The sequence below is a fragment of the Luteibacter sp. OK325 genome (assembly GCF_003050935.1).
GTDB lineage: Bacteria > Pseudomonadota > Gammaproteobacteria > Xanthomonadales > Rhodanobacteraceae > Luteibacter.
The window spans coordinates 37,734-62,247 of sequence record NZ_QAOX01000007.1; the positions used below are offsets into that span (position 1 = coordinate 37,734).

21 protein-coding genes and 1 pseudogene are annotated in these 24,514 nt (G+C 64.4%); 15 read left to right on the plus strand and 7 right to left on the minus strand.

The features are described from left to right. Nucleotides 1-110 precede the first annotated feature (110 nt). The 8 genes and pseudogenes from cmk to galU all read left to right on the plus strand — a co-directional run bounded on the left by cmk (nucleotide 111) and on the right by galU (nucleotide 8,493). On the plus strand, nucleotides 111-791 hold the full coding sequence (cmk, locus tag C8J98_RS15165) for a (d)CMP kinase (protein WP_107914033.1): 681 nt from the start codon (nucleotides 111-113) through the stop codon (nucleotides 789-791). Nucleotides 792-960: 169 nt separating this feature from the next. Further along, on the plus strand, nucleotides 961-2,634 hold the full coding sequence (gene rpsA, locus C8J98_RS15170) for a 30S ribosomal protein S1 (protein WP_107914034.1): 1,674 nt from the start codon (nucleotides 961-963) through the stop codon (nucleotides 2,632-2,634). A 40-nt stretch (nucleotides 2,635-2,674) separates the two neighbouring features. Next, nucleotides 2,675-2,989, plus strand: a pseudogene (locus tag C8J98_RS15175) (integration host factor subunit beta); the annotation flags it as partial. 280 nt (nucleotides 2,990-3,269) lie between these two features. Then, nucleotides 3,270-3,530, plus strand: a complete 261-nt coding sequence (locus C8J98_RS15180) for a LapA family protein (protein WP_107914035.1) — start codon at nucleotides 3,270-3,272, stop codon at nucleotides 3,528-3,530. After that, on the plus strand, nucleotides 3,527-4,699 hold the full coding sequence (lapB, locus tag C8J98_RS15185) for a lipopolysaccharide assembly protein LapB (RefSeq protein WP_107914036.1): 1,173 nt from the start codon (nucleotides 3,527-3,529) through the stop codon (nucleotides 4,697-4,699). Before C8J98_RS15180 ends, lapB begins: the two co-directional genes overlap by 4 nt. A 5-nt stretch (nucleotides 4,700-4,704) precedes the next feature. Further along, nucleotides 4,705-5,733: a glycosyltransferase family 4 protein gene (locus C8J98_RS15190; RefSeq protein WP_233260249.1), complete on the plus strand. Its 1,029-nt coding sequence runs from the start codon at nucleotides 4,705-4,707 to the stop codon at nucleotides 5,731-5,733. Next, nucleotides 5,720-7,621, plus strand: coding sequence for a nucleoside-diphosphate sugar epimerase/dehydratase (locus tag C8J98_RS15195; protein ID WP_107914038.1), 1,902 nt, complete (start codon nucleotides 5,720-5,722; stop codon nucleotides 7,619-7,621). Before C8J98_RS15190 ends, C8J98_RS15195 begins: the two co-directional genes overlap by 14 nt. After that, entirely contained in the window at nucleotides 7,618-8,493 is an 876-nt protein-coding gene (gene galU, locus C8J98_RS15200) for a UTP--glucose-1-phosphate uridylyltransferase GalU (RefSeq protein ID WP_046966714.1), read from the plus strand. Before C8J98_RS15195 ends, galU begins: the two co-directional genes overlap by 4 nt. 130 nt (nucleotides 8,494-8,623) lie before the next feature. On the opposite strand, the gene C8J98_RS15205 is transcribed toward galU, so the two are convergent. Continuing rightward, nucleotides 8,624-10,207, minus strand: a complete 1,584-nt coding sequence (locus tag C8J98_RS15205) for an amidase (protein ID WP_107914039.1) — start codon at nucleotides 10,205-10,207, stop codon at nucleotides 8,624-8,626. 136 nt (nucleotides 10,208-10,343) lie between these two features. On the opposite strand from C8J98_RS15205, the gene C8J98_RS15210 reads away from it, so the two are divergent. Next, nucleotides 10,344-11,054 carry a c-type cytochrome gene (locus C8J98_RS15210; RefSeq protein WP_107914040.1) on the plus strand — a complete coding sequence of 237 codons (711 nt, stop codon included), beginning with the start codon at nucleotides 10,344-10,346 and terminating at the stop codon, nucleotides 11,052-11,054. A 32-nt stretch (nucleotides 11,055-11,086) separates the two neighbouring features. Beyond that, a complete protein-coding gene (locus C8J98_RS15215; RefSeq protein ID WP_233260257.1) occupies nucleotides 11,087-12,271 on the plus strand; it encodes a cytochrome c in 1,185 nt (394 codons plus the stop codon). On the opposite strand, the gene C8J98_RS15220 is transcribed toward C8J98_RS15215, so the two are convergent. The 5 genes from C8J98_RS15220 to C8J98_RS22090 all read right to left on the minus strand — a co-directional run bounded on the left by C8J98_RS15220 (nucleotide 12,247) and on the right by C8J98_RS22090 (nucleotide 17,801). Continuing rightward, complete coding sequence (locus C8J98_RS15220; protein ID WP_107914042.1) at nucleotides 12,247-12,765, minus strand: mismatch-specific DNA-glycosylase; 519 nt, start codon at nucleotides 12,763-12,765, stop codon at nucleotides 12,247-12,249. The two genes, C8J98_RS15215 and C8J98_RS15220, sit on opposite strands and share 25 nt — an antisense overlap. After that, nucleotides 12,758-13,438 (minus strand): ATP-binding protein, encoded by a 681-nt coding sequence (locus tag C8J98_RS15225; RefSeq protein WP_107914043.1) that lies wholly within the window; start codon nucleotides 13,436-13,438, stop codon nucleotides 12,758-12,760. Before C8J98_RS15225 ends, C8J98_RS15220 begins: the two co-directional genes overlap by 8 nt. A gap of 202 nt (nucleotides 13,439-13,640) precedes the next feature. Beyond that, entirely contained in the window at nucleotides 13,641-15,485 is a 1,845-nt protein-coding gene (gene typA / locus C8J98_RS15230; protein WP_107914044.1) for a translational GTPase TypA, read from the minus strand. Between the two features lie 127 nt (nucleotides 15,486-15,612). Beyond that, the gene (locus C8J98_RS15235; RefSeq protein WP_158272723.1) at nucleotides 15,613-15,954 is read right to left on the minus strand and encodes a pilin; all 342 of its coding nucleotides are present in this window, start codon (nucleotides 15,952-15,954) and stop codon (nucleotides 15,613-15,615) included. Then, nucleotides 15,909-17,801 carry a hypothetical protein gene (locus tag C8J98_RS22090; protein ID WP_158272724.1) on the minus strand — a complete coding sequence of 631 codons (1,893 nt, stop codon included), beginning with the start codon at nucleotides 17,799-17,801 and terminating at the stop codon, nucleotides 15,909-15,911. The genes C8J98_RS15235 and C8J98_RS22090 overlap by 46 nt, the downstream gene beginning before the upstream one ends. A gap of 451 nt (nucleotides 17,802-18,252) precedes the next feature. Here C8J98_RS22090 and C8J98_RS15240 point away from each other — a divergent pair, with 451 nt between their 5' ends. Beyond that, nucleotides 18,253-18,966 carry a hypothetical protein gene (locus tag C8J98_RS15240; RefSeq protein WP_107914046.1) on the plus strand — a complete coding sequence of 238 codons (714 nt, stop codon included), beginning with the start codon at nucleotides 18,253-18,255 and terminating at the stop codon, nucleotides 18,964-18,966. Between the two features lie 7 nt (nucleotides 18,967-18,973). Here C8J98_RS15240 and C8J98_RS15245 read toward each other — a convergent pair whose 3' ends face one another. Continuing rightward, nucleotides 18,974-19,414 carry a hypothetical protein gene (locus C8J98_RS15245; protein ID WP_107914047.1) on the minus strand — a complete coding sequence of 147 codons (441 nt, stop codon included), beginning with the start codon at nucleotides 19,412-19,414 and terminating at the stop codon, nucleotides 18,974-18,976. Nucleotides 19,415-19,718: 304 nt separating this feature from the next. Here C8J98_RS15245 and C8J98_RS15250 point away from each other — a divergent pair, with 304 nt between their 5' ends. From C8J98_RS15250 to C8J98_RS15265, 4 genes are all read left to right on the plus strand, one after another. Further along, nucleotides 19,719-20,660, plus strand: coding sequence for a hypothetical protein (locus tag C8J98_RS15250; RefSeq protein WP_146171649.1), 942 nt, complete (start codon nucleotides 19,719-19,721; stop codon nucleotides 20,658-20,660). 62 nt (nucleotides 20,661-20,722) lie between these two features. Then, a complete protein-coding gene (locus C8J98_RS15255; protein ID WP_107914049.1) occupies nucleotides 20,723-22,477 on the plus strand; it encodes a 3-hydroxybutyrate oligomer hydrolase family protein in 1,755 nt (584 codons plus the stop codon). 125 nt (nucleotides 22,478-22,602) lie between these two features. Beyond that, entirely contained in the window at nucleotides 22,603-23,109 is a 507-nt protein-coding gene (locus C8J98_RS15260; protein WP_107914050.1) for a peptidylprolyl isomerase, read from the plus strand. Between the two features lie 198 nt (nucleotides 23,110-23,307). Beyond that, complete coding sequence (locus tag C8J98_RS15265) at nucleotides 23,308-24,507, plus strand: pyridoxal phosphate-dependent aminotransferase (RefSeq protein ID WP_107914051.1); 1,200 nt, start codon at nucleotides 23,308-23,310, stop codon at nucleotides 24,505-24,507. Nucleotides 24,508-24,514 lie beyond the last annotated feature (7 nt).

The window sequence follows — 24,514 nt, forward strand, 5'->3', positions numbered from 1 at the left end:
GCGGATGTGGAACGATGGGGGCTTGTAGCACGCGCCCGCGAAAGCTGTCCATGGGACCAATTCGCCTGTCATGAGGGGATATCATGCCCGTTTCGCGAGAGAGCTATCCCATGCCCCATTCGGCTGTCGCCCCTGTCCTGACCATCGACGGCCCCTCGGGCTCCGGCAAGGGCACCATCAGCCGCCTGGTCGCCGAGAAGCTCGGTTGGCACCTGCTCGATTCCGGCGCGCTGTACCGGGCCGTCGGCTATGCAGCGGCGGAGGAGGGCATCGACCTCTCCGACGTGGACGCCGTCACGCGCTGCGCCCAGACCGTGAAGATTCGCTTCCGGGCCAGTCCGGACCACAGTGAGACGCACATCCTGGTCAACGGTCACGACGCCACGGACGAGCTACGTACGGAGACCGCCGGCGCCGCCGCTTCGGCCATCGCGGTGATCCCCTCCGTCCGCCAGGCCCTGGTGGACATGCAGCTCGGCTTCCGCAAGGGCCCGGGCCTGGTCGCCGACGGGCGTGACATGGGCACGGTGATTTTTCCGGATGCCGCCCACAAGGTATTCCTGACCGCCAGCGCCTCGGAGCGCGCGAAAAGACGCTATAAGCAGTTGAAGGATAAGGGTCTGAGCGTTACACTTGCAGGCCTCCAGCGAGAAATCGAGGCGCGCGACGAGCGGGATGCGTCGCGCCCCGTTGCCCCGTTGAAGCCCGCCGAAGGCGCCGTGGTGATCGATACCACCGGCATGCCGATCGACGTGGTGGTGGCAAAAGTATTCGCCGTGGTGCGTCCGTAAGGGGCATCCGGCACAACGCCCGCGCAGTGTGCGCGGGTTCTTGGCAACGGCACGGGGCGGTCCCAACCGGGATTGCTCAATGTGCCCACAACCGGTGGGTCCCCTGTCCGCACGCGTTAAAGAATGTACGCAGGCGCCGGGTACGACCTTTCATAACCCTGGAATCAACATGACTGAAAGTTTTGCCGAACTGTTTGAACAGAGCCAGCAGGCTATTTCCAAGCTGAAGCCCGGCTCCATCGTCACCGGTATCGTTGTGGAAATCCGCAACGACGTGGTGGTGATCAACGCCGGCCTGAAGAGCGAAGGCATCGTCCCCATTGAGCAGTTCAGGGACGAGTCCGGCGCGCTGGAAGTGGAAGTGGGCGACGAGGTCAAGGTCGCGCTCGACGCGCTCGAAGACGGCTTCGGCGAGACCAAGCTCTCCCGTGAGAAGGCCAAGCGTTCGATGGTGTGGGACGACCTCGAGCAGGCGTTCGACAAGGAAGAGACCATCACCGGCAAGATCTCCGGCAAGGTCAAGGGCGGCTTCACGGTCGACATCAAGGACGTCCGCGCATTCCTGCCGGGTTCCCTGGTCGACGTGCGTCCGGTCCGTGACCCGGTCTACCTCGAGGGCAAGGACCTCGAGTTCAAGATCATCAAGCTCGATCGCAAGCGCAACAACGTCGTCGTCAGCCGCCGCGCGGTTGTCGAGACCGAGTTCTCGGAAGAGCGCGAGAAGCTGCTCGAGCGTCTGACGGAAGGCGCGGTCGTGAAGGGTGTGGTCAAGAACCTCACCGATTACGGCGCATTCGTCGACCTCGGCGGCATCGATGGCCTGCTGCACATCACCGACATGGCGTGGAAGCGCGTGCGTCACCCGTCCGAAGTCGTCAACGTCGGCGACGAGCTGGACGTCCGCGTGCTCAAGTACGACCGCGAGCGCAACCGCGTTTCGCTCGGCCTCAAGCAGCTCGGCGACGACCCGTGGGTCGCCATCGCACGCCGCTACCCGGTCGGCAGCCGTCTGTTCGGCAAGGTCTCCAACGTGACCGATTACGGTTGCTTCGTCGAGATCGAGCCGGGCGTCGAAGGCCTCGTGCACGTGTCGGAAATGGATTGGACCAACAAGAACGTCAACCCGGCCAAGGTCGTGCAGGTCGGTGACGAGACGGAAGTCATGGTCCTCGACGTGGATGAAGAGCGTCGTCGTATCTCCCTCGGTATCAAGCAGACCCGCTCGAACCCGTGGGAAGCATTCGCCGCCATGCACAAGAAGGGCGACAAGGTTTCCGGTCAGATCAAGTCGATCACCGATTTCGGTATCTTCATCGGTCTGGACGGTGGCATCGACGGTCTCGTCCACCTGTCCGACATTTCGTGGCAGGCCTCGGGTGAAGACCTCGTTCGCAACTTCAAGAAGGGCGACGAAGTCGAAGCCGTGGTTCTGGCGGTCGATCCGGAGCGTGAGCGCATCTCCCTCGGCATCAAGCAGATGGAGCAGGATCCGTTCGGTCAGTTCATGGCCACGAATCCGCGCGGCACGATCCTCAACGGTACCGTCCGCGAAGTCGATGCCAAGGGTGCGGTGATCGACCTCGGCGAAGGTGTCGAGGGCTACATCCGTGCGAACGACATCGCCAAGGAACGCGTCGACGACGCCACGCAGTACCTGAAGGTTGGCGACGCCGTCGAGGCGAAGTTCACCGGTATGGACCGCAAGGGCCGTCAGCTGCAGTTGTCCATCCGTGCCAAGGACGAGGAAGACGTGGCTGACGCCATGGCTGACTACGCCTCGGCTGCTGGTGGCACGACCAAGCTCGGCGCGCTCCTCAAAGAGCAGATGAACAAGGCCGACTAACTGTCGGGCGAGGGGCGGTTCGCCGCCCCTTGCTTCAGCTAAAAACAGGGGACCCATGACAAAGTCGGAATTGATCGAGGCGCTGGCGCGGCGTCAGACCCACCTTGCCTTCAGCGATGTGGAACTAGCCGTCAAGAGCGTGCTCGAACAGATGAGCCAGGCCCTTTCCACGGGTGAGCGTATCGAGATTCGTGGGTTCGGAAGCTTTGCTCTGCACTTCCGTCCTCCGCGCATGGGGCGCAACCCCAAGACCGGCGAGGCAGTTGCCCTGCCGGGCAAGCACGTGCCACATTTCAAACCTGGCAAGGAACTACGCGAACGCGTAAACCTGGCCGAGGAAGACGCCGCGCTTTGACGCGGCGTTTTTTTGTCTGTGAAGCCCGGCCTTGCCGGGTTTTTTTGTTGTGGGAGCCGATCATCGGCGATGTGGGAGCCGATTCATCGGCGATCCCGCGGCAGCGGCCAGGTTCGACGCAACCTTCGGCCGTGCCGCGAGCACCTATCGCCGATGAATCGGCTCCCACACAGGGCACCACGCAGAGCGCATAAAGCGCATCTCCAGGCTGCTGGCGAACCTGTACGGATCGCCAACCGCGGCGCACCATCGTATTCAGGATTCGGGTACAGTCGTTGCTATGCGCCTAATTGCCATCCTCTTTCTCCTGTTGTTCGTCGCTGCCGGCATCGTTTTCGGCGCGCTGAATGCCGATCTCGTGCCGTTCGATCTCGGCTTTGCCCGGCTGTCCCTGCCCAAGGGCGGAGCTATGCTCGCGGCGGTCCTGGTGGGCTGGGTTCTTGGCGGCATCACCGCCTGGCTCGGCACCTCCTTCGCCCAACGGCGCAAGCGCCGTGGCGAACGCAGCGATCGCAAGGTAGCCAACGCGACGACCGCATGAATCCGATCTGGTTGCTGGCGCTCGTACCCCCGCTGGCCTTCGCCTGCGGCTGGTGGATGGCCCGTCATACACATACGCGGCGCTCCGGCGAACGAGTCAATGAACTCTCGTCCGACTACTTCCGTGGCCTCAACTACCTCCTCAACGAGGAGCAGGACAAGGCGCTGGAGGTGTTCCTGCGTCTGGCCGAATACAACCGCGATACCGTGGAGACCCACCTCGCGCTGGGCAACCTGTTCCGCAAGCGCGGCGAGGTCGATCGCGCCATCCGTCTGCACCAGCACCTGGTCTCGCGCCAGGGCCTGTCTGACGAGATGAAGACGGTCGCCTTGCTCGAACTGGGCGAGGACTACATGCGCGCCGGCCTACTGGACCGCGCCGAGACGTTGTTCTCCGACCTCGTGGCGATGGACGCGCTGGCGCCGTCCGCCTTGCGCCACCTCATCTCGATCTACCAGCACGAGCGCGAATGGCATAAGGCCATCGACCACGCGCGACGCCTCGAGACCATGACCAGCGAGGACGAGTCCGCGATGATCGCGCAGTTCTATTGCGAGCTGGCCGAGCAGTCGCGACAGCACGGAGCACGCACCGAGGCTCGCGACTATGTGCGCGAGGCCTTTGCCTGCCAGCAGGACTGCGTGCGCGCGCACATGATCGCCGGGCGCCTGTCGTTCGAAGACGACGACATGCTTGCCGCGGTCGAGTCGTACGAGTCCGCGATCGCCGCCGATATCGCCTTCGTGCCGGAGATCCTGCCGCCGCTGTTGAACTGCTACGCGCGCTCTCAGCAGATGGACCGCGCCGAGGCCTTCCTGCGCGACATCATGGAGCGCTACCACGGCATCTCGCCGGTGCTTGCCCTGACCCGCCTCTACGAGGGCAGGGATGGTGAGCGCACGGCCATCGATTTCCTCACCGGTCAGCTGCGCAAGCGGCCCTCGGTGCGTGGCCTGATGGCGCTGATCGACGCCACGATGGACAAGGTTTCGGGCGAGGCCCGTGAGAACTACCTGATCCTGCGTGACCTGACCCGCAAGCTGCTCGAAGGACAGGCCATGTATCGCTGCAGCCGCTGCGGCTTCGGTGCCAAGGCGCACCACTGGCAATGCCCGAGCTGCAAGAACTGGGGTACGGTCCGCCCGATCCATGGCGTCGCCAACGAATGATGCCCGTGTCCGCGAGCGCCCCATCCCTGATCGTCGGCAGCGCCGTCCTGTCCTTCGTCGTTTCCTTCGCCAGCGTGCGCATGGCCATGGCCTACGCGCAGCGGCGGGGGATGCTGGACGAGCCGGGGCGTCGCCGCTCGCACAGCATGCCTACGCCGCGCGGCGGCGGCATCGGCATCGTGCTGGGTGCGCTGGTGGGTATGCCGTCCGCCTTGCTCCTTCTTCCGGTCTCACCGGGTGCTGCGACGACCGCTGCCTTTAGTGTCTCGGTGATCGCGGTCGCGGCCATCGGCTGGCTGGACGATCACGGCTCGCTGCCGATCCGGCCGCGCCTGCTGATCCAGCTCGCCGCGACCCTCCTGCTCTGCGTGGCGGTCGCCTCATACACATCGAGCCTGCTCTGGGCCATTCCGTTGCTGGTGGCCGGTGTCTGGTGCATCAACCTGCATAATTTCATGGATGGCATCGACGGCCTGGCGGCCCAGCAGGCCATGTTCTTCGGGGCGGCTTACGCGGCCCTGGCATGGTCCGCCGGCAGCCCGGCTCTTGCCGGTGCCGGGCTGGCGCTCGGCGCGGCCGCCACCGGCTTCTGGTGGTTCAATCGCTCGCCGGCGAAGATTTTCATGGGCGACGTGGGCAGCGCCACCCTCGGCCTGATCGTCTTTGCCCTGTCAGCGATGCTCTGGGCATTTCGTACGAATTTGCTGTGGCCGGCGCTGATTTTCTCGTCAGGTTTCGTCGTCGACGCGACCTTGACGCTGCTCGTGCGAATGCTGCGTGGTGCGCGCTGGTACACTCCGCACCGCGAGCATCTGTACCAATGGCTCGTGAGGCGGGGTGCGTCACATCGGAAGGTAGCCCTGGGCTACTTTGCATGGAACGTTCTCGTCTGTGTTCCTGTCGCATGGATCGCGTTCCGCTGGCCGGCGGCGGCGTCCATGTGTTTCGGAGCAACCTATCTGCTAGGGGCGGCGGTCTGGCGTACTGGCAAGCACTCTTGCTTGCGTCGAAGGGAGCGGCATGTTTCTGCGTAAGTTCATCGGCATCATCCATCCACGTACGGCGGTCGTCGCGCACGACCTCGCCATGGCGGCTCTCGCATGGTGGATAGCCAAGACGCTCCGGTATGCCCTCATGCCGGACCTCGCGCCGGTGACCTATCTGCCGATGGAGTTCCCGATCGTCCTGCTGGTGCAGGGCGCGGTGTTCAACTGGACCGGCCTCTACAAGGGCGTGTGGCGCTTCGCCAGCCTCCCCGATCTGTGGAACATCATTCGCGCGACGGTCATCGGCGCGTTGATCATCGGCCTGGCCATGGTCATGTACGCGCGCCTCGATGGCGTGCCCCGTTCGGTACTGCTGGTCTACCCGGTGGTGCTGGTCGTGCTGCTCGGCCTGCCTCGCCTCAGCTACCGGTTCTGGAAAGACAGTCGCATCGACCTGTTCCAGTCGGCGCCGACCAAACGCGTGCTGATCGTCGGCGCCGATCGCGCCGGTGAAGCCCTCTCGCGCGATCTTCGTCGCGACAGCCGTTACAGCGTCATCGGTTTCGTCGACGACAACATGGCCCTGCGCGGTGCGCAGATCGGTGGCATCCCCGTGCTCGGCACGGTGGACCAACTGGCCGAGTTGTCCAAGGCCGTAGCGGTGCAGATGCTGCTCATCGCCGTGCCCGGTGCCACCACGGCGCAGATGCGTCGCATCGTAGCTTTCTGCGAAAGCACCGGCCTGCCGTTCCGTACCGTGCCGCGCCTGGAAGACGTCGTCGCCGGCCGCGCCCAGTTCAACGAGATCAAGGAAGTGGCGATCGAGGACCTGCTCGGCCGTGACGCCGTGGAGCTGGACTGGACCGCCATTCGCGAGAACATCAGTGGTCGACGCGTGCTGGTCACCGGCGGCGGCGGTTCGATCGGCTCGGAGCTTTGCCGCCAGGTGGCGCGCCTCGGTGCCAGCTCGCTGACCGTGGTCGAGATGTCCGAGTACAACCTCTATCGCATCGGCCAGGAACTGACCTCGGCCTATCCCGAGCTGATCTTCAATGGCGTGCTCGCCGATGCGCGCGAGACGGTGGCGGTGAACCGCCTGTTCGAGGAAACCCAGCCGCAGATCGTCTTCCATGCTTCCGCGTACAAGCACGTGCCGATGCTCCAGGGCCAGCTGCGCGAAGCCTTCCGCAACAACGTCATGGGCACGCGCGTGGTCGCCAACGCCGCGGTGCGCTGCGGTGTCGAATCCTTCGTGCTCATCTCAACCGACAAGGCCGTGAACCCGACCTCGGTGATGGGTGCGTGCAAGCGCATGGCCGAGATCTGGTGCCAGAATCTCGCAGCGCATACTTCGACACGTTTCATTACCGTTCGTTTCGGTAACGTTCTGGATTCCGCCGGCTCGGTGGTCCCGTTGTTCCGCCGGCAGATCCGCCAGGGCGGTCCATTGACGATCACCCATCCGGAGATTTCGCGTTACTTCATGACCATTCCCGAAGCCTGCCAGTTGATCCTGCAGGCGGCGAGCCTGGGCAAGGGTGGCGAGATCTTTGCGCTCGACATGGGCGATCCGGTCAAGATCCGCGACCTCGCCGAGCAGATGATCCGTCTGGCTGGCAAGCGTCCCGGTTCCGACATCCAGATCGTCTATACCGGCCTGCGCTCGGGCGAAAAACTGTTCGAAGAATTGTTCCACCCGTTGGAGAACTACACCAGCACCACCCATGCCAAGATTTTCCAGGCCCAACATCGCCAGGTGTCGTGGGAGATGCTGCAGACGCAGTTGGCTCGTGCCGAAGAGGCCGCGGCCACGTTCGATGAAGAGACCCTGCGTCGCTGCGTGTCGCAACTGCTGCCTTCGTTCCGCTGGAGCGACGCACAGACCGACAACGTCGTGCCGCTACGCCGAAACGAAAACGGAGACATCGCATCATGACCCAACCCCTGCGCAAGGTCGTATTTCCCGTCGCTGGCCTCGGTACGCGCTTCCTCCCGGCGACCAAGGTAGTGGCCAAGGAAATGCTGCCCGTGCTCGACCGTCCACTCATCCAGTACGCCGTGGATGAAGCCGTCGATGCGGGTGCCGATACGCTGGTGTTCGTCACCAACCGTTACAAGCACGCCATTGCCGATTACTTCGACAAGGCCTACGAGCTGGAAGAGAAGCTGGCCGAGAAGAACAAGGAAGAGCTGCTGTCGATCCTGCGCGGCATTCTTCCGCGCCACGTGCGTTGCGTCTTCGTCACCCAGCCGGAGGCCCTCGGCCTGGGCGATGCCGTGCTGCGTGCCGCGCCGGTGATCGGCGACGAGCGCTTCGGCGTCATGCTTCCGGACGACCTGATCTGGAACAAGGGCAAGGGCGCACTGCGCCAGATGGCCGAAGTGGCGGACAAGTACGACGCGGGCGTCATCGCGGTGGAAGAAGTGCCGGAGAAGGACACCGACAAGTACGGCATCGTCGACGCCACCGAACAGGTGGACGACCGCTCGACCGTCATCAAGCACATGGTCGAGAAGCCGAAGCCGGCCGACGCGCCGTCCACGCTCGCCGTGGTGGGTCGTTACGTCCTGCCGGGAAACATCTTCGAATACCTGCGCAATACGCGCGAAGGGGCCGGTGGCGAAATCCAGCTGACCGACGCTATCGAGGATCTGCTTAAGGCCAAGGGCAAGGTGCTCGCCTATCGCTTCGAAGGCACGCGCTTCGACTGCGGCAACAAGGCCGGTCTGGTCCGCGCCACCATGGCGATGGCCCTGGAAGATCCGAAGCTCGCCCCGATCGTCCGCGAGTTCGCCAACAAGGCATAACCGGCTCTCGTGGGAGCCGCTTCAGCGGCGATTTGTAGGAGCCGATTCATCGGCGATCCCGCGGCAGCGGGCCAGGGTGTCGCGAGCACCCCATCGCCGATGAATCGGCTCCCACAAGGCCCTTTCGTTATCAGCGAACCGGCAGGGTCGGCAGAAACCTCGGCCGCCTGTACGCGTTGGCTTTTTGCTCGACACCATACGCGATTGCGATGAGCACAGGTTCGCTCCACTTCGCACTAAAGAACACTACCCCTACCGGTAGCTCGTGCGCGAAATCGACAGGCAGGGTGATCGACGGGTAACCGGCGATCGCTGCCGGCGCGGAGACGCCGCCGACGGTCGGGTCGCCACTGACGACATGATCGCCCAGCACCAGGTCATTGACGAACGCCGGGCCCCAGCTCGGGGCGAGCAGGGCGTCGAGGTGATCCTTGGCCAGCGCGGCATCGATACCTTCCGGGCCGGCGAGACGCTGGTTGCGATCGCGATACTCGATGTACGTCGGGTCGGTGAGGTCGGCCTTCGCCTGCGCCTGCAGGAACAACTCCTGGCCAAACCACGGCATCTCCTTCGCGGCTTCCCGGTCATTGAACGCAATGAGGTCGGCCAGGGTCTTCATGGGCTGGTCGGGGCGGCTGGCAAGGTAGGCGTTGATGTCGTGTTTGAACTCGTAAAGCAGCACGTCGATCTCGTGCTCGCTGAGTTCCTTCAGATGCGGAATCTCGACGGGGTCGACGACCGTCGCGCCCTGGGCCTTGAGAATAGCGATGGTCTTGTCCAGCGCACGATCCGCATTGGGCTCGATGCCACCGAGCGCGCGCACCACGCCAATGCGCTTGCCACGCAGCGCGTTCGGGTCGAGGAACTTCGTGTAGTCGGTGGCGTGCTTGTCGGCGTCTTTCGTCGCCGGATCGCGCGGGTCGCTGCCGGCGATCGCGCTGAGCACGGTCGCTGCATCGGCGACACTGCGCGCCATCGGCCCGGCCGTGTCCTGGCTGTGCGAGATGGGGATGATGCCTATGCGGCTGACCAGCCCGACCGTGGGTTTGATGCCGACCAGGCCGGTCATCGACGCGGGGCAGATGATCGAACCATCGGTCTCGCTGCCAATCGCCACGGTAGCCAGGCCAGCGGCGACGGCCGAACCCGAGCCCGCACTCGAGCCACACGCATTGCGATCGAGTACATAGGGATTGACCGTAAGCCCACCGCGTCCCGTCCAGCCACTGGTGGCATGGTTGCTGCGCATGTTGGCCCATTCGCTGAGGTTGGTCTTGCCGAGGATCACGGCACCCGCCTTGCGCAACTTTGCCGCCACCGCCGAATCGTGCGGCGCAGGCTTGCCCACGAGGGCGAGCGAGCCGGCCGTCGTCTGCATGCGGTCGCCGGTGTCGATGTTGTCCTTGAGCAGGATGGGAATGCCAGCCAGCGGACCGGTCTTGCCCGACTTGCGCGCGATGGCCAGGGCGTCGGGATTGGTTTCGAGCACCGCGTTAACCGTGGGACCGGCCTTGTCGATTGTGGCGATGCGCGAGAGGAAGAGGGTGGTGAGGCCTTCCGGTGTCAGTGCGCCCGAGGCATACGCCTGGCGAATCGTCGCGATGGAGGCGAAAGCATCGTCTTCGTTCGCGTCGCGCGCTTGCGCGGTGCCGGTGGACAACGTGACTGCGAGGGCCAGCGTGAGCGCGGCCGGCCTGATCCATACATGCTGCATATGTCTTTTCCCCCTGGCGATGCTGTGGTGACTCCATGCAATCTACCGCATACCCGTGCGCGGCTATACTGCACGGACGCCAAGCCCGTGCAGGCCCTGCCGCCGGGCCACGCCAACGTAAGCCAGGGAGTGCCACATGCGTCGTCTCTTCCGTCGGCTGGCCGTCATCGCCGCCGTGCTCTGCGCCATGCAGGCTATGGCAGCCGACACGCCGCCGGTGCCCGACACACTGGTCCAGCGCATCGCGGCCTGCACCAGCTGCCACGGCGAGCACGGGGAAGGCGGCAGCAACGGGTTCAATCCGCGCCTGGCCGGCAAGCCGGCGGGTTACCTCCATCGTCAGATGCAGGATTTCCAGCGCGGCCTGCGGCACTACCCGATCATGGAATACACGGTGGGCCCGCTCACTGACGGCTACATGCGTGAGATCGCCGAATACTTCTCCGCGCAGGAAGTGCCCTACACCCTGCACGATGTACCTGCGACGTCGCCGGCGGCGATGGCCCGTGGCGAACAGCTGGTGACCAAGGGCGATACGGCACGGGGCGTTCCCGCCTGTATGGCCTGTCATGGCCCCAACCTCACCGGCGTGCAGCCGGACATCCCCGGACTGGTTGGCCTGCCTTATGACTACATCAGCGCCCAGCTGGGTTCTTGGCGTACGAACACGCGCAATACGGTCGCGCCCGACTGCATGAAGACCATTGTCGGTCACCTGAGCGACGCCGACATCAGCGCCGTTTCGGCGTGGCTGGCCCAGCGCCCGGTACCGGCGGATGCGCATGCGGAACCCGCGGGTAGTGTGTCGCCGCCGCTGCGCTGTGGCGTTCTGGGAGGCGGCACATGAAGACCTTGCCTCGCCTGTTCGCTGCTTGCGTGATGCTTTGCACGGCATGGACCGCCAGCGCCGACGACCTTGTCGCACGGGGTCGCTACCTCACGCTCGCCGGTGACTGCGATTCCTGCCATACCGCCCGCAATGGCCGCGCTTTCGCCGGTGGCCACGTCGTGGCGACACCGTTCGGCGCGATCCCGGCGCCCAACCTCACTGCGGATCGCGAGACGGGTCTGGGCGGCTGGACGGCCGACGATTTCTACCGCGCCATGCATTCGGGCAAGGGGCACGATGGCACGTCGTTGTATCCGGCCTTTCCATTCACCTCGTATACCAAGGTCACCCGCGCCGATACCGACGCGATCTTCGCGTACCTGAAGACGCTCCCGCCGGTGAAGCTTGCCAATACGGAAGCGTCATTACGCTGGCCATACAGCATGCGCTCGCTGATGCCGTCGTGGCGTTTGTTGTATTTCGACGAAGGGGAGTATCAGGCGGATCCGAAGCAGTCGGCCGCATGGAACCGCGGTGCCTATCTCGTGAAGGGGTTGGGCCACTGCAACGAGTGTCACGCCCCGCGCAACACCTTCGGCGCGATGGTTACCGAGCCTTTCCTCGCCGGAGGTCTTATTCCCGTGCAGAACTGGTACGCGCCCGATCTGTCGATGGGTCCGAACGGTGGCCTGAGCGGCTGGAGCGAGGCGGACCTGGTGGCACTGCTCAAGAACGGTCGCTCGCAGAAGGGCACCGCCTTCGGTCCCATGGCCGACGTGGTGATCCGAAGCACCCAGCACCTGGACGACGGCGACCTCGCCGCGATGGCTACCTACCTGAAGTCGCTTCCCGAGCGTGCGCCGCCGCGCCAGCGCGAATCCGCCGCCGATGCAGCCGATCTGGCGAAGGTGGGGCAGAAGGTCTACGCGGACCAGTGCGCGAGTTGCCATGGCGCCGACGGGCGCGGCAAGAGCGAGGCGTATCCGCCGCTGGACGGTAATTCGTCTGTCGTCGAGCCGACCGGCATCAACGCCATCCGCATCGTGTTGTCCGGCGGCTTTGCCCCGGCGACGGCGGGTAACCCTCGTCCGTATTCCATGCCGCCATTCTCACAGACGCTGTCCGATGACGATGCAGCAGCCGTCGTCACCTATATCCGCCAGGCCTGGTCGAACAAGGCTGCGTCGGTGTCACCGAACGACGTGCGCGCCTACCGCTCGATTCCTGGCGGCTGAGCGCGTACGAAGTCGGCCAGTTCCTGCCAGAGGCCGGCGTTCCACGAACGCCGCGCCTGGCCGGAAGGCGAGGGCAGGACGAAGAGTTGCGTGTTGCCGAAGGCGGTCGGCTGCAAGCCGTAGGCGATGGGTTTGCCGAGTGCCGACGAGCCACCGTACTTGCTGGTGAAGGCGAGGACACGCGGCGCGAAGGTCTCGATCTTGGCGCGCAAGGCGGCGACATCGAAGGCATCCACCGGCAGTTCGTTGTCGTTGCCGTAGTGGAACTTGGAGAGGTCCGTGAGGCCAAGCCCGAAGGCCGGCATCAACGGAAACTCCGCAGGCGCGAGCAGGCGTGGTGTCAGGCCAACCGCGAATATCGTGCGCCAGAACATGTTGCCAGGGTGCGCGTAGTACGCGCGGTCCTGCGCGGAACGCGTGCCCGCGGCGGTGCCACAAAAAACCAGCGACAGGCCGGGCTCGAGCACATCGGGCAGGACGAACGACTCAGTCATCGAGCAGGAAGTCGGTGTACTGGAAGCGTTCGTCGCGTAGCAGCGATTCGCCTCGCGCGATGCGCATGTCGTGTGCGAACAACGGGCCGCCATAACTGAGTGTGTGGAATTCGCCGTTCTCGCCACAGGGATCGACGCCCGCAGGCAGGGCATCGAGCAGGGCGTTGTCGTAATCGCGTCCACAGAAACCGGCATCGAGCTGGGTGGTGTCCACGCAGCAGAGCGCCGCGCGGTGACCGGCGGCGACGAAGTGACGACCCAGTAGGGTGGTGTCCTCGCCCCAGAGCGGATAGACGCCGGTCCACCCACCGATGCGGGCAAGCTGCGCTTCGCGATAGGCGCGCACATCGGCGAGGAAGAGGTCACCGAAGGCGATGTGGGCGACGCCGGGCCAGCGCGCCTTCACGGTCGCCAGGGCCGCCGCGAAGGCTTCCTCGTAGGCCTCGTTGTGGCTTGGCCAGGTCAGCACCGCCTCGACCACAGGCAGGCCCAACGCGGCGCCCTGCGCGGCCAACACAGTGCGGCGCACGCCATGCATGGCGATGCGGTCGTGGTTGGTGGTTACCGTGGTCACCAGACCCATGACCTGCCATGACGGGTCGGCACGGAGCCTGCCGAGGGTCATCAGGCAGTCCTTGCCGCCGCTCCAGGAAACAACGATTGGAGTTGGCATAAGCGGAACTGTACCTCGCTCTGGCCCATATTCGCTGCGCCATGTGGGAGCCGCTTCAGCGGCGAATGGGTGCTCGCGGAAACCCGGCCCGCTGCCGCGGGATCGCCGATGAATCGGCTCCTACGGCAGGGGGTGTGGCTATAAAAAAAGGTCCGGCGTGAGCCGGACCTTTTTAGCTAGCGTAGAACGCTACTGAATCGAATCAGCCGCGCGAAGACTTCTTGCGGTCGCCTTCGGTCAGGTGCTTCTTGCGCATGCGGATTTCCTTCGGCGTGACTTCGACCAGCTCGTCGTCGTCGATGAAGTCCAGGGCCTGTTCCAGCGTGAACTTGAGCGCCGGGGTGAGCTGGATCGCATCGTCCTTACCGGAGGCGCGCATGTTGGTCAGCGGCTTCGGCTTGATGGCGTTGACGGTGAGGTCGTTGTCCTTCGCATGGATGCCGATGAGCTGGCCTTCATACACGGCGTCGCCTTCGGCAGCGAACAGCTTGCCGCGTTCCTGGAGGGGTCCGAGCGAGTAGGCCGGGGTGTTGCCGCCGGCATTCGCGATCATGACGCCGTTCTGGCGCTTGGCGATCGGGGCCGGAGTGTACGGACCGTAATGCTTGAACACGTGGAACAGCAGGCCCGAACCCTGGGTCAGGGTCTTGAACTGGTTCTGGAAACCGATCAGGCCGCGGGCCGGGATCTCGTACTCGAGGCGCACGCGACCGTTGCCGTCCGAGACCATGTTCTTCAGGTCACCCTTGCGGATGCCCAGGCGCTCCATGACGCCACCCTGGTGGATCTCTTCGATGTCGATCACCAGTTCCTCGATCGGCTCCATCCTCTGGCCTTCGATTTCCTTGAGGATGACTTCCGGACGCGACACAGCCAGCTCGTAGCCTTCGCGACGCATGTTCTCGATCAACACCGACAGATGCAGTTCGCCGCGGCCCGAGACCAGGAACTTGTCGGCATCGGAGCCGTCTTCGACGCGGAGGGCGACGTTGTGCACCTTCTCGCGGTCGAGGCGCTCACGCAGCTGGCGGCTGGTGAGGAACTTGCCGCCCGAGAGATCCTTGCTGCCGACGAACGGCGAGTTGTTGACCTGGAAGGTCATGCTGATCATCGGCTCGTCGACGCTCAGCGCCGGCAGCGCTTCGGGCGTATCCGGCGAGGTCAGCGTGTCCGAAATGGTCAGGTCGGCGATGCCCGAGATAGCGACGATGTCGCCGGCTTCGGCAGTGTCCTGCTCGATGCGCTCGAGGCCGAGGAAGCCGAGCACCTGGGCGACCTTGCCCTGGCGCTTCTTGCCTTCGCGGTCGATCACGGCGACCTGCATGCCCTTCTTCAGGGTGCCGCGCTGCACGCGGCCGATGCCGATGACGCCGACGAAGTTGTTGTAGTCCAGCTGGCTGATGCGCATCTGGAAGGGGCCGTCCGGATCGACGTCCGGCTTCGGCGCGTGCTTCATGATCGCTTCGTACAGCGGGGTCATGTCGCCTTCGCGGGCGTTCTCGTCGAGCGAGGCATAGCCGTTGAGCGCCGAGGCGTAGACGATCGGGAAGTCCATCTGCTCGTCGGTTGCACCGAGCTTGGCGAAGAGGTCCCAAACCTGCTCGACGACCCACTCCGTACGCGCAGCGGGGCGGTCGACCTTGTTGACGACGACGATCGGCTTGAAGCCCATCGCGAACGCCTTCTGGGTGACGAAGCGCGTCTGCGGCATCGGGCCGTCCATCGCGTCGACCAGGATCAGCACGGTGTCGACCATGGACAGCACGCGCTCGACTTCGCCACCGAAGTCAGCATGTCCCGGGGTGTCGACGATGTTGATGCGGTTCTTCGCACCCGACTTCTTGTCTTCCCAGGTGATGGCCGTGTTCTTGGCCAGGATCGTGATGCCACGCTCCTTTTCCTGGTCGTTCGAATCCATGACGCGCTCGGCGAGCACGGTACGCTCGTTCAGCGTGCCCGACTGCTTCAGAAGCTGGTCGACGAGGGTGGTCTTGCCATGGTCGACGTGAGCGACGATAGCGATATTGCGCAGGAATTCGATCGACATGCGGTATGCGCCGGCGTTAAGCCGGATCGCCTCTTTGGATTGGGAAGCCGACGATTGTAAAGGAAAAGAACGACTTTCGCATGACTGGCGGGGTCCGCCTTCATCGGACCCCGCCCGGCGCCGCTTCTCAGGGCGCGACAGGCTCGTCGCGGCAGCTCTGCGGCAGGTTTTTCGGCTCGATTCCGTCGCCCGAGCAGGTCCAGGTGATGGCTTTGCCGTCCACCCTGGGGGTCAGGATCAACTGCCCGGAATCCAGCTTCGGGTCCGTCTTGTGAGGTGGGGTGGCGTCCAGCGAGACCACGATCTCACCGCCCTGGCCGACTTCGACGGAACCGGCGTAGTCGTTGCCGAGCGTCTCCGGCTTACCCAGGCCGGCGGCGGCGTTGTTGGCCGGGAACTTACCCGTTGCCAGGCGGCGCTCGGCTACGGCCAGCTTGACCGGGTAGGCCGCGGCGAGCGCGCCGGCCACCTGGCTGCGGAGGACGTACTGCTGGTATTGGGGGATCGCGATGGCGGCCAGGATCGCGGCCGTACCGATGGCACCGGCCGAGCCCATCTGGCCCACGAGCTCCGTCGGGCTCTGTTCGTAGGTGAAGGAGATGGCGAGGGTATCGGTGTCCGCTTCGGCCGCCGCGCCAACCACGCCCTTCTCGGGCAAGCCCAGCGTATGGGCGGCCGGGAGGCTGGCAATGTCGAGGTCGGCCCCGCTATGCCGCCCATCATCTGCAGGATCTCGATGTATGCGTAGTAGGCGTCGCGTTGGGCATCCCGACTATTGGCGGTGTATCCCATCAGTACGTGGGAGCCCGGGTAGGCGCGACCCGTGAACCACTCCTCGAGCGAGGTGTCCGGCTTCGCGGCGGCACGGTCGGCCAGCGCCTGGGGAATCTTGGCCAGGACGATCCAGTCACCTTCCTCGACCCAGTACAGCCGACTGCCGAAACGCTGCATCAGGTTCATGAAGGGAACCAGGGCCTGCTGTTCGGGATGATTGGCCTCAGGCTGGTAAGGCGCACCCGGCATGAACAGCCAGTGCACCTTTGCGTCGTCGACGGTCATTTCGCCGCTGCGCCAGCGGCCTGCCTTGGTCATCTCATCGATGCGCGCGTACCAGGCTTTGAGGTCGCGGGCGCGGATGGCAAAGAACTGGCCGGCGTCGTCGGCGAAGACGATGGACTCGGGTCCCATCCACTTCGTGTAGTCGGCGACATCGAATCCGTACGTCGTGCGCATCTTCGCCAGGCCGTCGCGGATCTTCTTCGCACGGTCCGCACCAAAGTCGAGGTTGAGGTTGTCCTCGAACGCCTTGTAGCCCTCGGCGCTGGGCAGCGCGAACGTCATCGCCCATCGTGGCTCGCCTGCGCTCTTCAGGGTTGGAGCGAACGAACGCGGCGCCGCGTATTGAAGCACTCGCGCCTGCGGTGCATGCACGACGATGCGGAACCGGCCATGGCCATCCACCGTGCCACTACCGAAGGCGAAGGCATCGGCCTTGGAAGCGAAATCCGTAGGCAGCTTGCCCAGCGGCGATTCACCTGCCTGGTTCGCCGCGACAGCACCGATGCCACGGACGGTCGCCCAGCCGTACAGGCCTTCGCCCGACGTGTCGATGTGGGCTTCGAGGGCGCCGAGCGTAGCCGGTGCCGTGGTCGGTGAGGACTTGCCGAATGTATCGACCAACTCGTCGATCGTGTGTTCGTCGCTAGGCTGCTGCAGCGACTGGGTGACCCAGAGGCGACGCTCGGCCACGACGTAGCGGACGCTGCCGCCAGCGGCGAGCTTGCCGTTGCCCTTCGCGTCGAGCGGCGCAACCAGCAGCGGTGCGTTAAGGGAGGCGAGGCGAGCGTTGAACGCGTCGACCGAATCGAACGAGAAGCTACCGGTCAGGACGATCCGTGAGGTTGGCGACGGAATACCCAGCGGATCGATGAGCGCGATCTCGAGCGGCGAACGCAGGTCGCCAAGCAGGAGGTTCAACGCCGGACCGATTTTCGCATCGGCCAGGACCTTGTCCCTGGCGATGGCTTCGCGCAGCTTCGCCACGGCGTCGAGGTTCGCCTTCACGGAAAGCGCGGCATCGAGCGGACGGCCGTTCGGCACGCCGCCGATCACATGCCAGGGCGACGGCAGTCGCAGGTACGCGACGGTCTGTGCCGGAAGATGCTGGCGTAGCCATGCGGGCGCAGCGATAGCGGCCTGTGCGGCGGCGACGGCCTTCGGATCGGCCGAGGGCGCTTCATCTTTCTTGTGGCAGGCGGCGAGGCCGAGGGCCGCGGTGATCGCGGCAGACAGCAGGACGGTACGACGGGCAATCATTGCTCTGTATCCCCTTGGGTTCTTCCGGCTCCTGCCGGGAACCGGAGGATAGCAGCGCCCGCCAGTTCCTTGTGGAAGCCGCCATCGCCCCTGTGGGAGCCGCTTCAGCGGCGATAGACGCCCGATAAAACGACGCCTCACCAAACATGCTGCACCCAACAAATCCATCCGCTACGCTCCCCACATCTGCCGTTGACGACGGCAAATCCAGGGACATGGAGTGGGGAACATCAACACATCAAGCGGAAGACGAAGCGCCTTGCCATGGCTCCTGGCGCTGTGCTTCATATGCCTGGCCGTCGTATTCCGGCTGGCAGGGCAGGCCGTAGCAGATCCAGTTCGCGGTGCCCCGCCTCCGGTCGTAGACTCGCGCCACGCTAGCGGCGAAGCGACGAGGAAAACAGCGCAGACGCAGCCGCAAGCCGCATCTTCATGGGCTCGCAGCCGCGCATTGTCCGGCAACATCAATCCGGACGGCTATCTTCTTCCCGGCGACGACTTTTCCGCTATCGAACGTCGTCTGGCAGACCGGGTGACGTACGACGAGCGGGCCTTGTTCGTCATGTATCACGCCGCGGGATTGTGCAGCAGCCCAGTCAAGCCAGATTGGCGTAAGACGGTCAAGCGTGAATCCGGTCGTACTTTCCTGGCGTGGAAGGAGTCGTTCTGTCATGGGCGCACGACCGCTGACGAATCCCATGCCTATATTGAGATGACTTTCGATTCATTTCAGAAACGTCACGAAGACTGGAACGACAAGGGCGACGAAGATGGGAACCGTCTCATCTTCGAGGCCGTTCTGGATTCGGATTCGCCTGAAGACAGCGCCCTCGCGGCAGATCTGGCCAGCATGCCGGGTCTCGAGTGGGCGTTGGGCCAGGAGGATGTCGAGGGGACGGCACACGTCGCGAAACTACCGCGCTACCAGCAGGTAGCGCTGCAGGGCATTCAGTGTTCGGAACTTGGCGGGTGCGGCCCGAATGATCTCATGACCCTGTGGCTCTGCGTGAGACCGCCAGCTTTGGGCTGCCGCGCGGGGCTGAGTGTCGACGACATGTGGGCGGATGAATTCTCCGCCGACGAAATCGTGATCATCGCCCGCATCCAGCAGCGCATTCTCGACGAACGCGCTCGCCATGACGAAGCTCGGGCGGGCTCGCCCTGATTCTCGCTCATCGGGACGGAATACTTGCATCGAGCCTTTGCTTACGCTCGCGCATCCGTCGCCTTGCGCGCTGGAATAACCACGCCCAGGCGACCACGATCAAGCCAACGACCGCGTAAGCACCTGGGGATGTCCAATCGCCCCAAAGTAACGCGAGCGAGAACATGAAGACGCTCAACGTAATGAACATCCAGCCCACGGCAAACGCTGCGGGAGCGATTCGACCATCGTAGACGGCACCGTAAAGCTGCCCCTCCGCATGGGCTGTGCCCAGCGGATCGCAGGTATTGGGAAGGCCCTCGGGAGGCAGGCGAGTCACCTCGATCGTCCTGTCCTGCGACGTGTCGGGCAGTGGCCTGCCGGTGCGCACGTCGATGCTGCGCTCCAGCGCGCCGGTGCGGTCGTCAAGCACCACGACCTTGTCGCCCAGCCTCAGTTCGCGTTCCATTCTTCGCTCCCCGTATCTTCCAGCCCCCTGCTGGGCTTCGAGGATAACAGCGGTGGTAAAAAATGCTTCACCCGAGCAGGGGGGCAGGGGAGCAGGGGAGCAGGGAGTTGCCCTCGGCACCTGAGTCGCGGTGGGCACTTTCGAATCGGTGCAAAGGTCGACGATCGAAGGTGCCGGAAAGGCATGCCTGCACCTACAACTTATCGGATATGTCGGGTTGGTTCTGGATGGGTTAGTGTCAAGGCGTACTTGTACCTGACCTTCTCGGCAGTACGACATGCTCACTTCCACGGAGGGAAACATCATGAGCACCTCAACGTCAGAATTGACACACTTGTCGCAATCGAAGGAGACGGCACGCGAGGACTTCGAAGGCGTCCCTCCGGGGGAAATCCCTCCCGAGGGTCTTCAGGTTGGGCTGATCTGGATAAGCTACGGAACGCCCGAAGCTAATCGCGTGAAAATCGATCTATGCGAATACGACGACAACAGTCATGTTGTCGAAAAGCACGTACTGCAATCAGTCGAACTGCACGCGCCTATCGACGTCAGGGTCGATCTGCCTTTTCCCTGTCAGTCTGTCGTGTTTGCCTTGTTTGCTTTCCCCCGACTCACTGTGGAGACTACTGCTCGAGTCTTTGCGGACGACGGCGCGATTCTGAGGGAGCACATCTGGCTCGCCGGGGACGACCTGAACACGCTCTTCGGCTACGAAGGCAGTGGCGAAAAACGTGCGACGTATTTTACCGTTACAGGCGGAGCGAACCTCTTCCTTGACAATGTGCTCATGACCGAGTGGGACGACCCCGCGACGCCAGAACTGATCGTCACGAATGGTGACTTTGAAAATGACGACGCCTGGGTCTTTCATGGTTCTTCGATCTGGTTGCCGGCGCCGCCTTCGCGTCGCGTGGGGCTCAGTTCTGGGCCGCTCGGTGATGCATCCATAGAGCAGAAAATATTCTTACCCGTTGCCGGCAAGTATTCGCTCAGCTTCACGCTCCGCCATAAGACCACGACGCTGGAGCCGGATCGTGGCAAAGTCTTGATAGAAACATACAATCGGACGCATGAGAGTGCCATTGAAGTGAAAGCCAACGGCGTGTATCCGATCAGTCTCGTCTTCGATATCCCGGAAGACGACATCGGCGTAGATCAGGCGTTGCGCATCGTCAAACTGGGAAGCGAAAATACCGGTCTGCAGTCGTGGGAGATCGACGACGTTCGGATGGTCGCTTTATTGTAGAGGCCTTGGCGGCGAAGGTCGCTTGCCGCAGACTCGGGACGATCTGCCCGAGGAAGCGATCCATGTCCGACACCGACATCTTCGGCGACGTCCGCGTCACCACGCATCGCGATGGCGACGACCTGCTGAGCGCCGGCCTCGGGTTGCGTGGTCTTGCGGGGACATCGACACGCTTCGCGCAGCCGGCCTCACCGACTCCTGCGGAGTTGCGCCAACGCGCCATCCAGTCCAGTTGGAAGGGCATCGCCGATCTGGGTCCGCTCGGTGGATTCGGCACGTTGTACGGCAGCGTGCCGAACGTTCCCGGTCGCGAATTCACGACGTTCGCCAATCTTCCCGGTGCGCGTGCATCGCATCGCGTGCTGGCTCAGATACCCGATGACTTCGATCGCAACAAGCGCTGCCTCGTCGTTACCGCTTCGTCCGGCTCACGCGGTATCTACGGATCCATCGCCCTGGCCGGTGGCTGGGGTCTTCCGCGCGGATGCGCTGTCGCTTATACGGATAAGGGCGGCGGTGCAGGGTATTTCGATCCCGCAGACAGTACGGGTGTCGTGCTCGATGGCACCCGTGCCAAAGCCGGCTCGGCACCGTTGGAGTTCGAACCGCAAGGTGTGAGCGCCGATGCAGGCATCGCGGTGAAACATGCTCACTCGGGTGACCATCCCGAGGCGGACTGGGGCCGTCATGTCCTGCAGGCCGCGCGTTTCGGCCTGGCCATGCTCGACCGCGCCTTCCCCGACGAGGCCCCCTTCACCGCGCAGAACACGACGATCATCGCCACCGGCATCTCGAACGGCGGTGGGGCGGTGTTGCGAGCTGCGGGGGACGACAAGGACGGCATCCTCGCCGCCGTGGTCGCGCTGGAACCGAACATCCATGTGCGCGGTGCGGGCCGCTCGTTCTACGACTACGCCACGGAGGCCGCCTTGCTGCTACCGGCCGCACTCGCGGCGCGCGACTTCGACGGCGTGCCGTTCGCCCGCGTCGGCCTCGCGTCGCCGACGGCCTGGGCATTGCGATGCGCTTCGCTGCGCGCCCACGGCCGGCTTACCGCCTTGATGCCCGGAGCGCAGGCCGAGGAAGCCCTGGCCATGCTCAGGGCAGGCGGCTGGCACGACGAGGTCCTCGCCACGGCGGCCTCGTCCACCTCGCTGGATCTGTGGCGAGTCGTGACGGTGGCCTATGCGTCGGCGTATCTGAAGCGCGATGCCGCGCATATGCCAGCCGGGTTTTCTTACCGGGCGTACCACGCGGCCGGCGTCGTCGGTCCGGCCGACGCCCTGCTCAAGGCGACATGGTGGGCGGAGGGCTCGGGCGTCCCGCCGGGTGCCGGCGTCCTGCTCGCTGGTGGCACCGATCTCTCCCTCGATCCGACCCTGCCGGGTGTGCTGAGCCTGCGTGAGCTGCAGACCGGCCACGGGATCGAGGCGGAGCAACTTCGCGCGGCCGTCGACGCCACTACGGCCGAGCTGCCCCGCGACGGCCTGCCCATCCTGATCGTCCACGGGGCGCAGGACGGCCTCATCCCGGCGGCCTTCAGCTCGGAACCGTATGTGAGGTGGCTGCGTGACGCCGGACGCACGCCGGTGTTCTGGAAGGTCCCCTACGCCCAGCACTTCGATGCTTTCCTGGCCTTCCCGGACTTCGGCGACCGGCACGCCCCGTTACTGCCTTTCGGCTACGCGGCGCTGGACCGCGCCTGGGCGCACATGAATGAGGGCAGGGCGCTGCCCGAGGACGCCGCCGTGCGTGACACGCGTCCCCGTGGCGCCGGCCCGCTGACCGCCGAAACGCTAGCCTTGCCGCAAAACTGAGCGACCATCACGCTTTCTCGCTTGAACTCTTGGGGATAGGGCGCCATCTTTGTTGGCCTTGCAGCCCCCCGGAGCCGGTCGCACGAAGCGACTGGACCGATTTTCAACGAGTTACAGGAATTGCGATGACCATCAACGTCACCATGAAGACCAACAAGGGCGACCTTCACCTTCGCCTGCACGACGAGAAGACCCCGATGACGGTGGCCAACTTCGTGAATCTGGCCAAGCGCGGCTATTACGACGGCAAGACCTTCCACCGCGTGATCGCCGACTTCATGGTCCAGGGCGGCTGCCCCGAGGGTTCGGGCCGCGGCGGTCCGGGCTACAAGTTCGGCGACGAGTTCGACGCCAGCCTCAAGCACGACAAGCCGGGCGTCCTGTCCATGGCCAATGCCGGCCCGGGGACCAATGGCTCGCAGTTCTTCATCACCCACGGCCCGACCCCGTGGCTGGACGGCAAGCACAGCGTGTTCGGCGAGATCATCGGTGCCGAAGACCAGAAGATCGTCGACGCGATTCGCCAGGACGACACCATTGAGAAGGTGGTTGTCGAGGGCGACGTGGACGCGCTGCTGGAGAAGCAGGCGGCGAATGTCGCCAAGTGGAATGAGGTGCTGGACGCGCGTTAAGCGGCCGGTTTTCCTGTGTTTGAAACGCCGCCTTCCGGGCGGCGTTTCTGTTTCTGGCCCGCTGGAGCGGGATCGCCGCTGAAGCGGCTCCCACACTTCCTGCGCAGGTCTTGTGTGGGAGCCGCTTCAGCGGCGATGCCCCTCCCACCCGGCCGTGTTAAAATAACGGCCTTTGCCCCGTCCCCCTCCGAGGAAACGATGCCGCAGCTCGCCACGCGAATGGGTCGCGCCAAACCCAGTGCGATCATGGTCATTGCCGAAAAGGCCAAGCGCCTGAAAGCGGAGGGGCGCGACATTGTCAGCTTCTCGATCGGTGTCCCCAACTTCCTCCCCGGCGAGCACGTCTACGCCGCGGCCCGCGAGGCCCTGGCCAAGGATTCCGGCCAGTACGGCAGCAACCGCGGCTCCGACGCGCTGGTCGACGCCTTCCTCGGCCACATCGAGGCCCTCGGCCTGACGGGCTACAAGCGCGAGAACGTCTCCACCGGCGTCGGCGCCAAGCAGATCCTCTACAACCTGGCCGAGGCGCTGCTGGACGAGGGCGACGAGATCGCCTTCCCGGCGCCGTACTGGACCAGCTACCTCGACATCGCCGAGATCGTCGGCGCGAAGATCAACATCCTGCCGTGCCCGCCGGAGCAGCACTACAAGCTCACACCGGCGCAGCTGGACGAAGCACTGGCCCGCAAGCCGCGCGTGTTCCTGTTCAACAACCCGTCGAACCCCACCGGCATGGTCTATACGCGCGATGAAATCGTCGCGCTGGCGGATGTCATCGCGACGTATCCGGACACCTGGATCATCACCGACGACATCTACAACACCATGGTGTTCGACGGCGTGGGTTACCACAACTTCGTGCACATCCGTCCGGAACTGAAGGATCGCGTGATCTTCGTCGATTCCTTGTCGAAGACCTACGGCATGCCGGGCTGGCGTGTCGGCTTCATCGCCGCGCCGGAATCGGTGGCCAGGGCCGTGACCACGCTCAACTCGAACCACATCACCAGCCTGCCGGAAGTGATCACCGCCGCGGCCATCGCTGCGTTGTCGGGTCCGCAGGACGTGCCGGCCGCGAAGTGCGCCGAGTTCGCGGTCAAGCGCGACCGCGTATACAACGCGCTGGTCTCGATTCCGGGCGTGGTCTGCCCGCGTCCGCAGGGCGCGTTCTACGCGTTCCCGGATATCTCGGTGGCCTTCGGCAAGAAGCACAACGGCGTGGCAATCACCTCCGACGTGGACTTCTGCGCCGCACTGCTCGAGACCAAGGGCGTGGCCTGCGTGCCGGGCTCGGCCTTTGGCGAGCCGCGCGCGCTGCGCATTTCCTATTCCTGCCCGGACGAGGCACTCGACAAGGGCATGGCCCGCATCGTCGAGTTCTTCGCCGAGCTCACCTGATCATTCC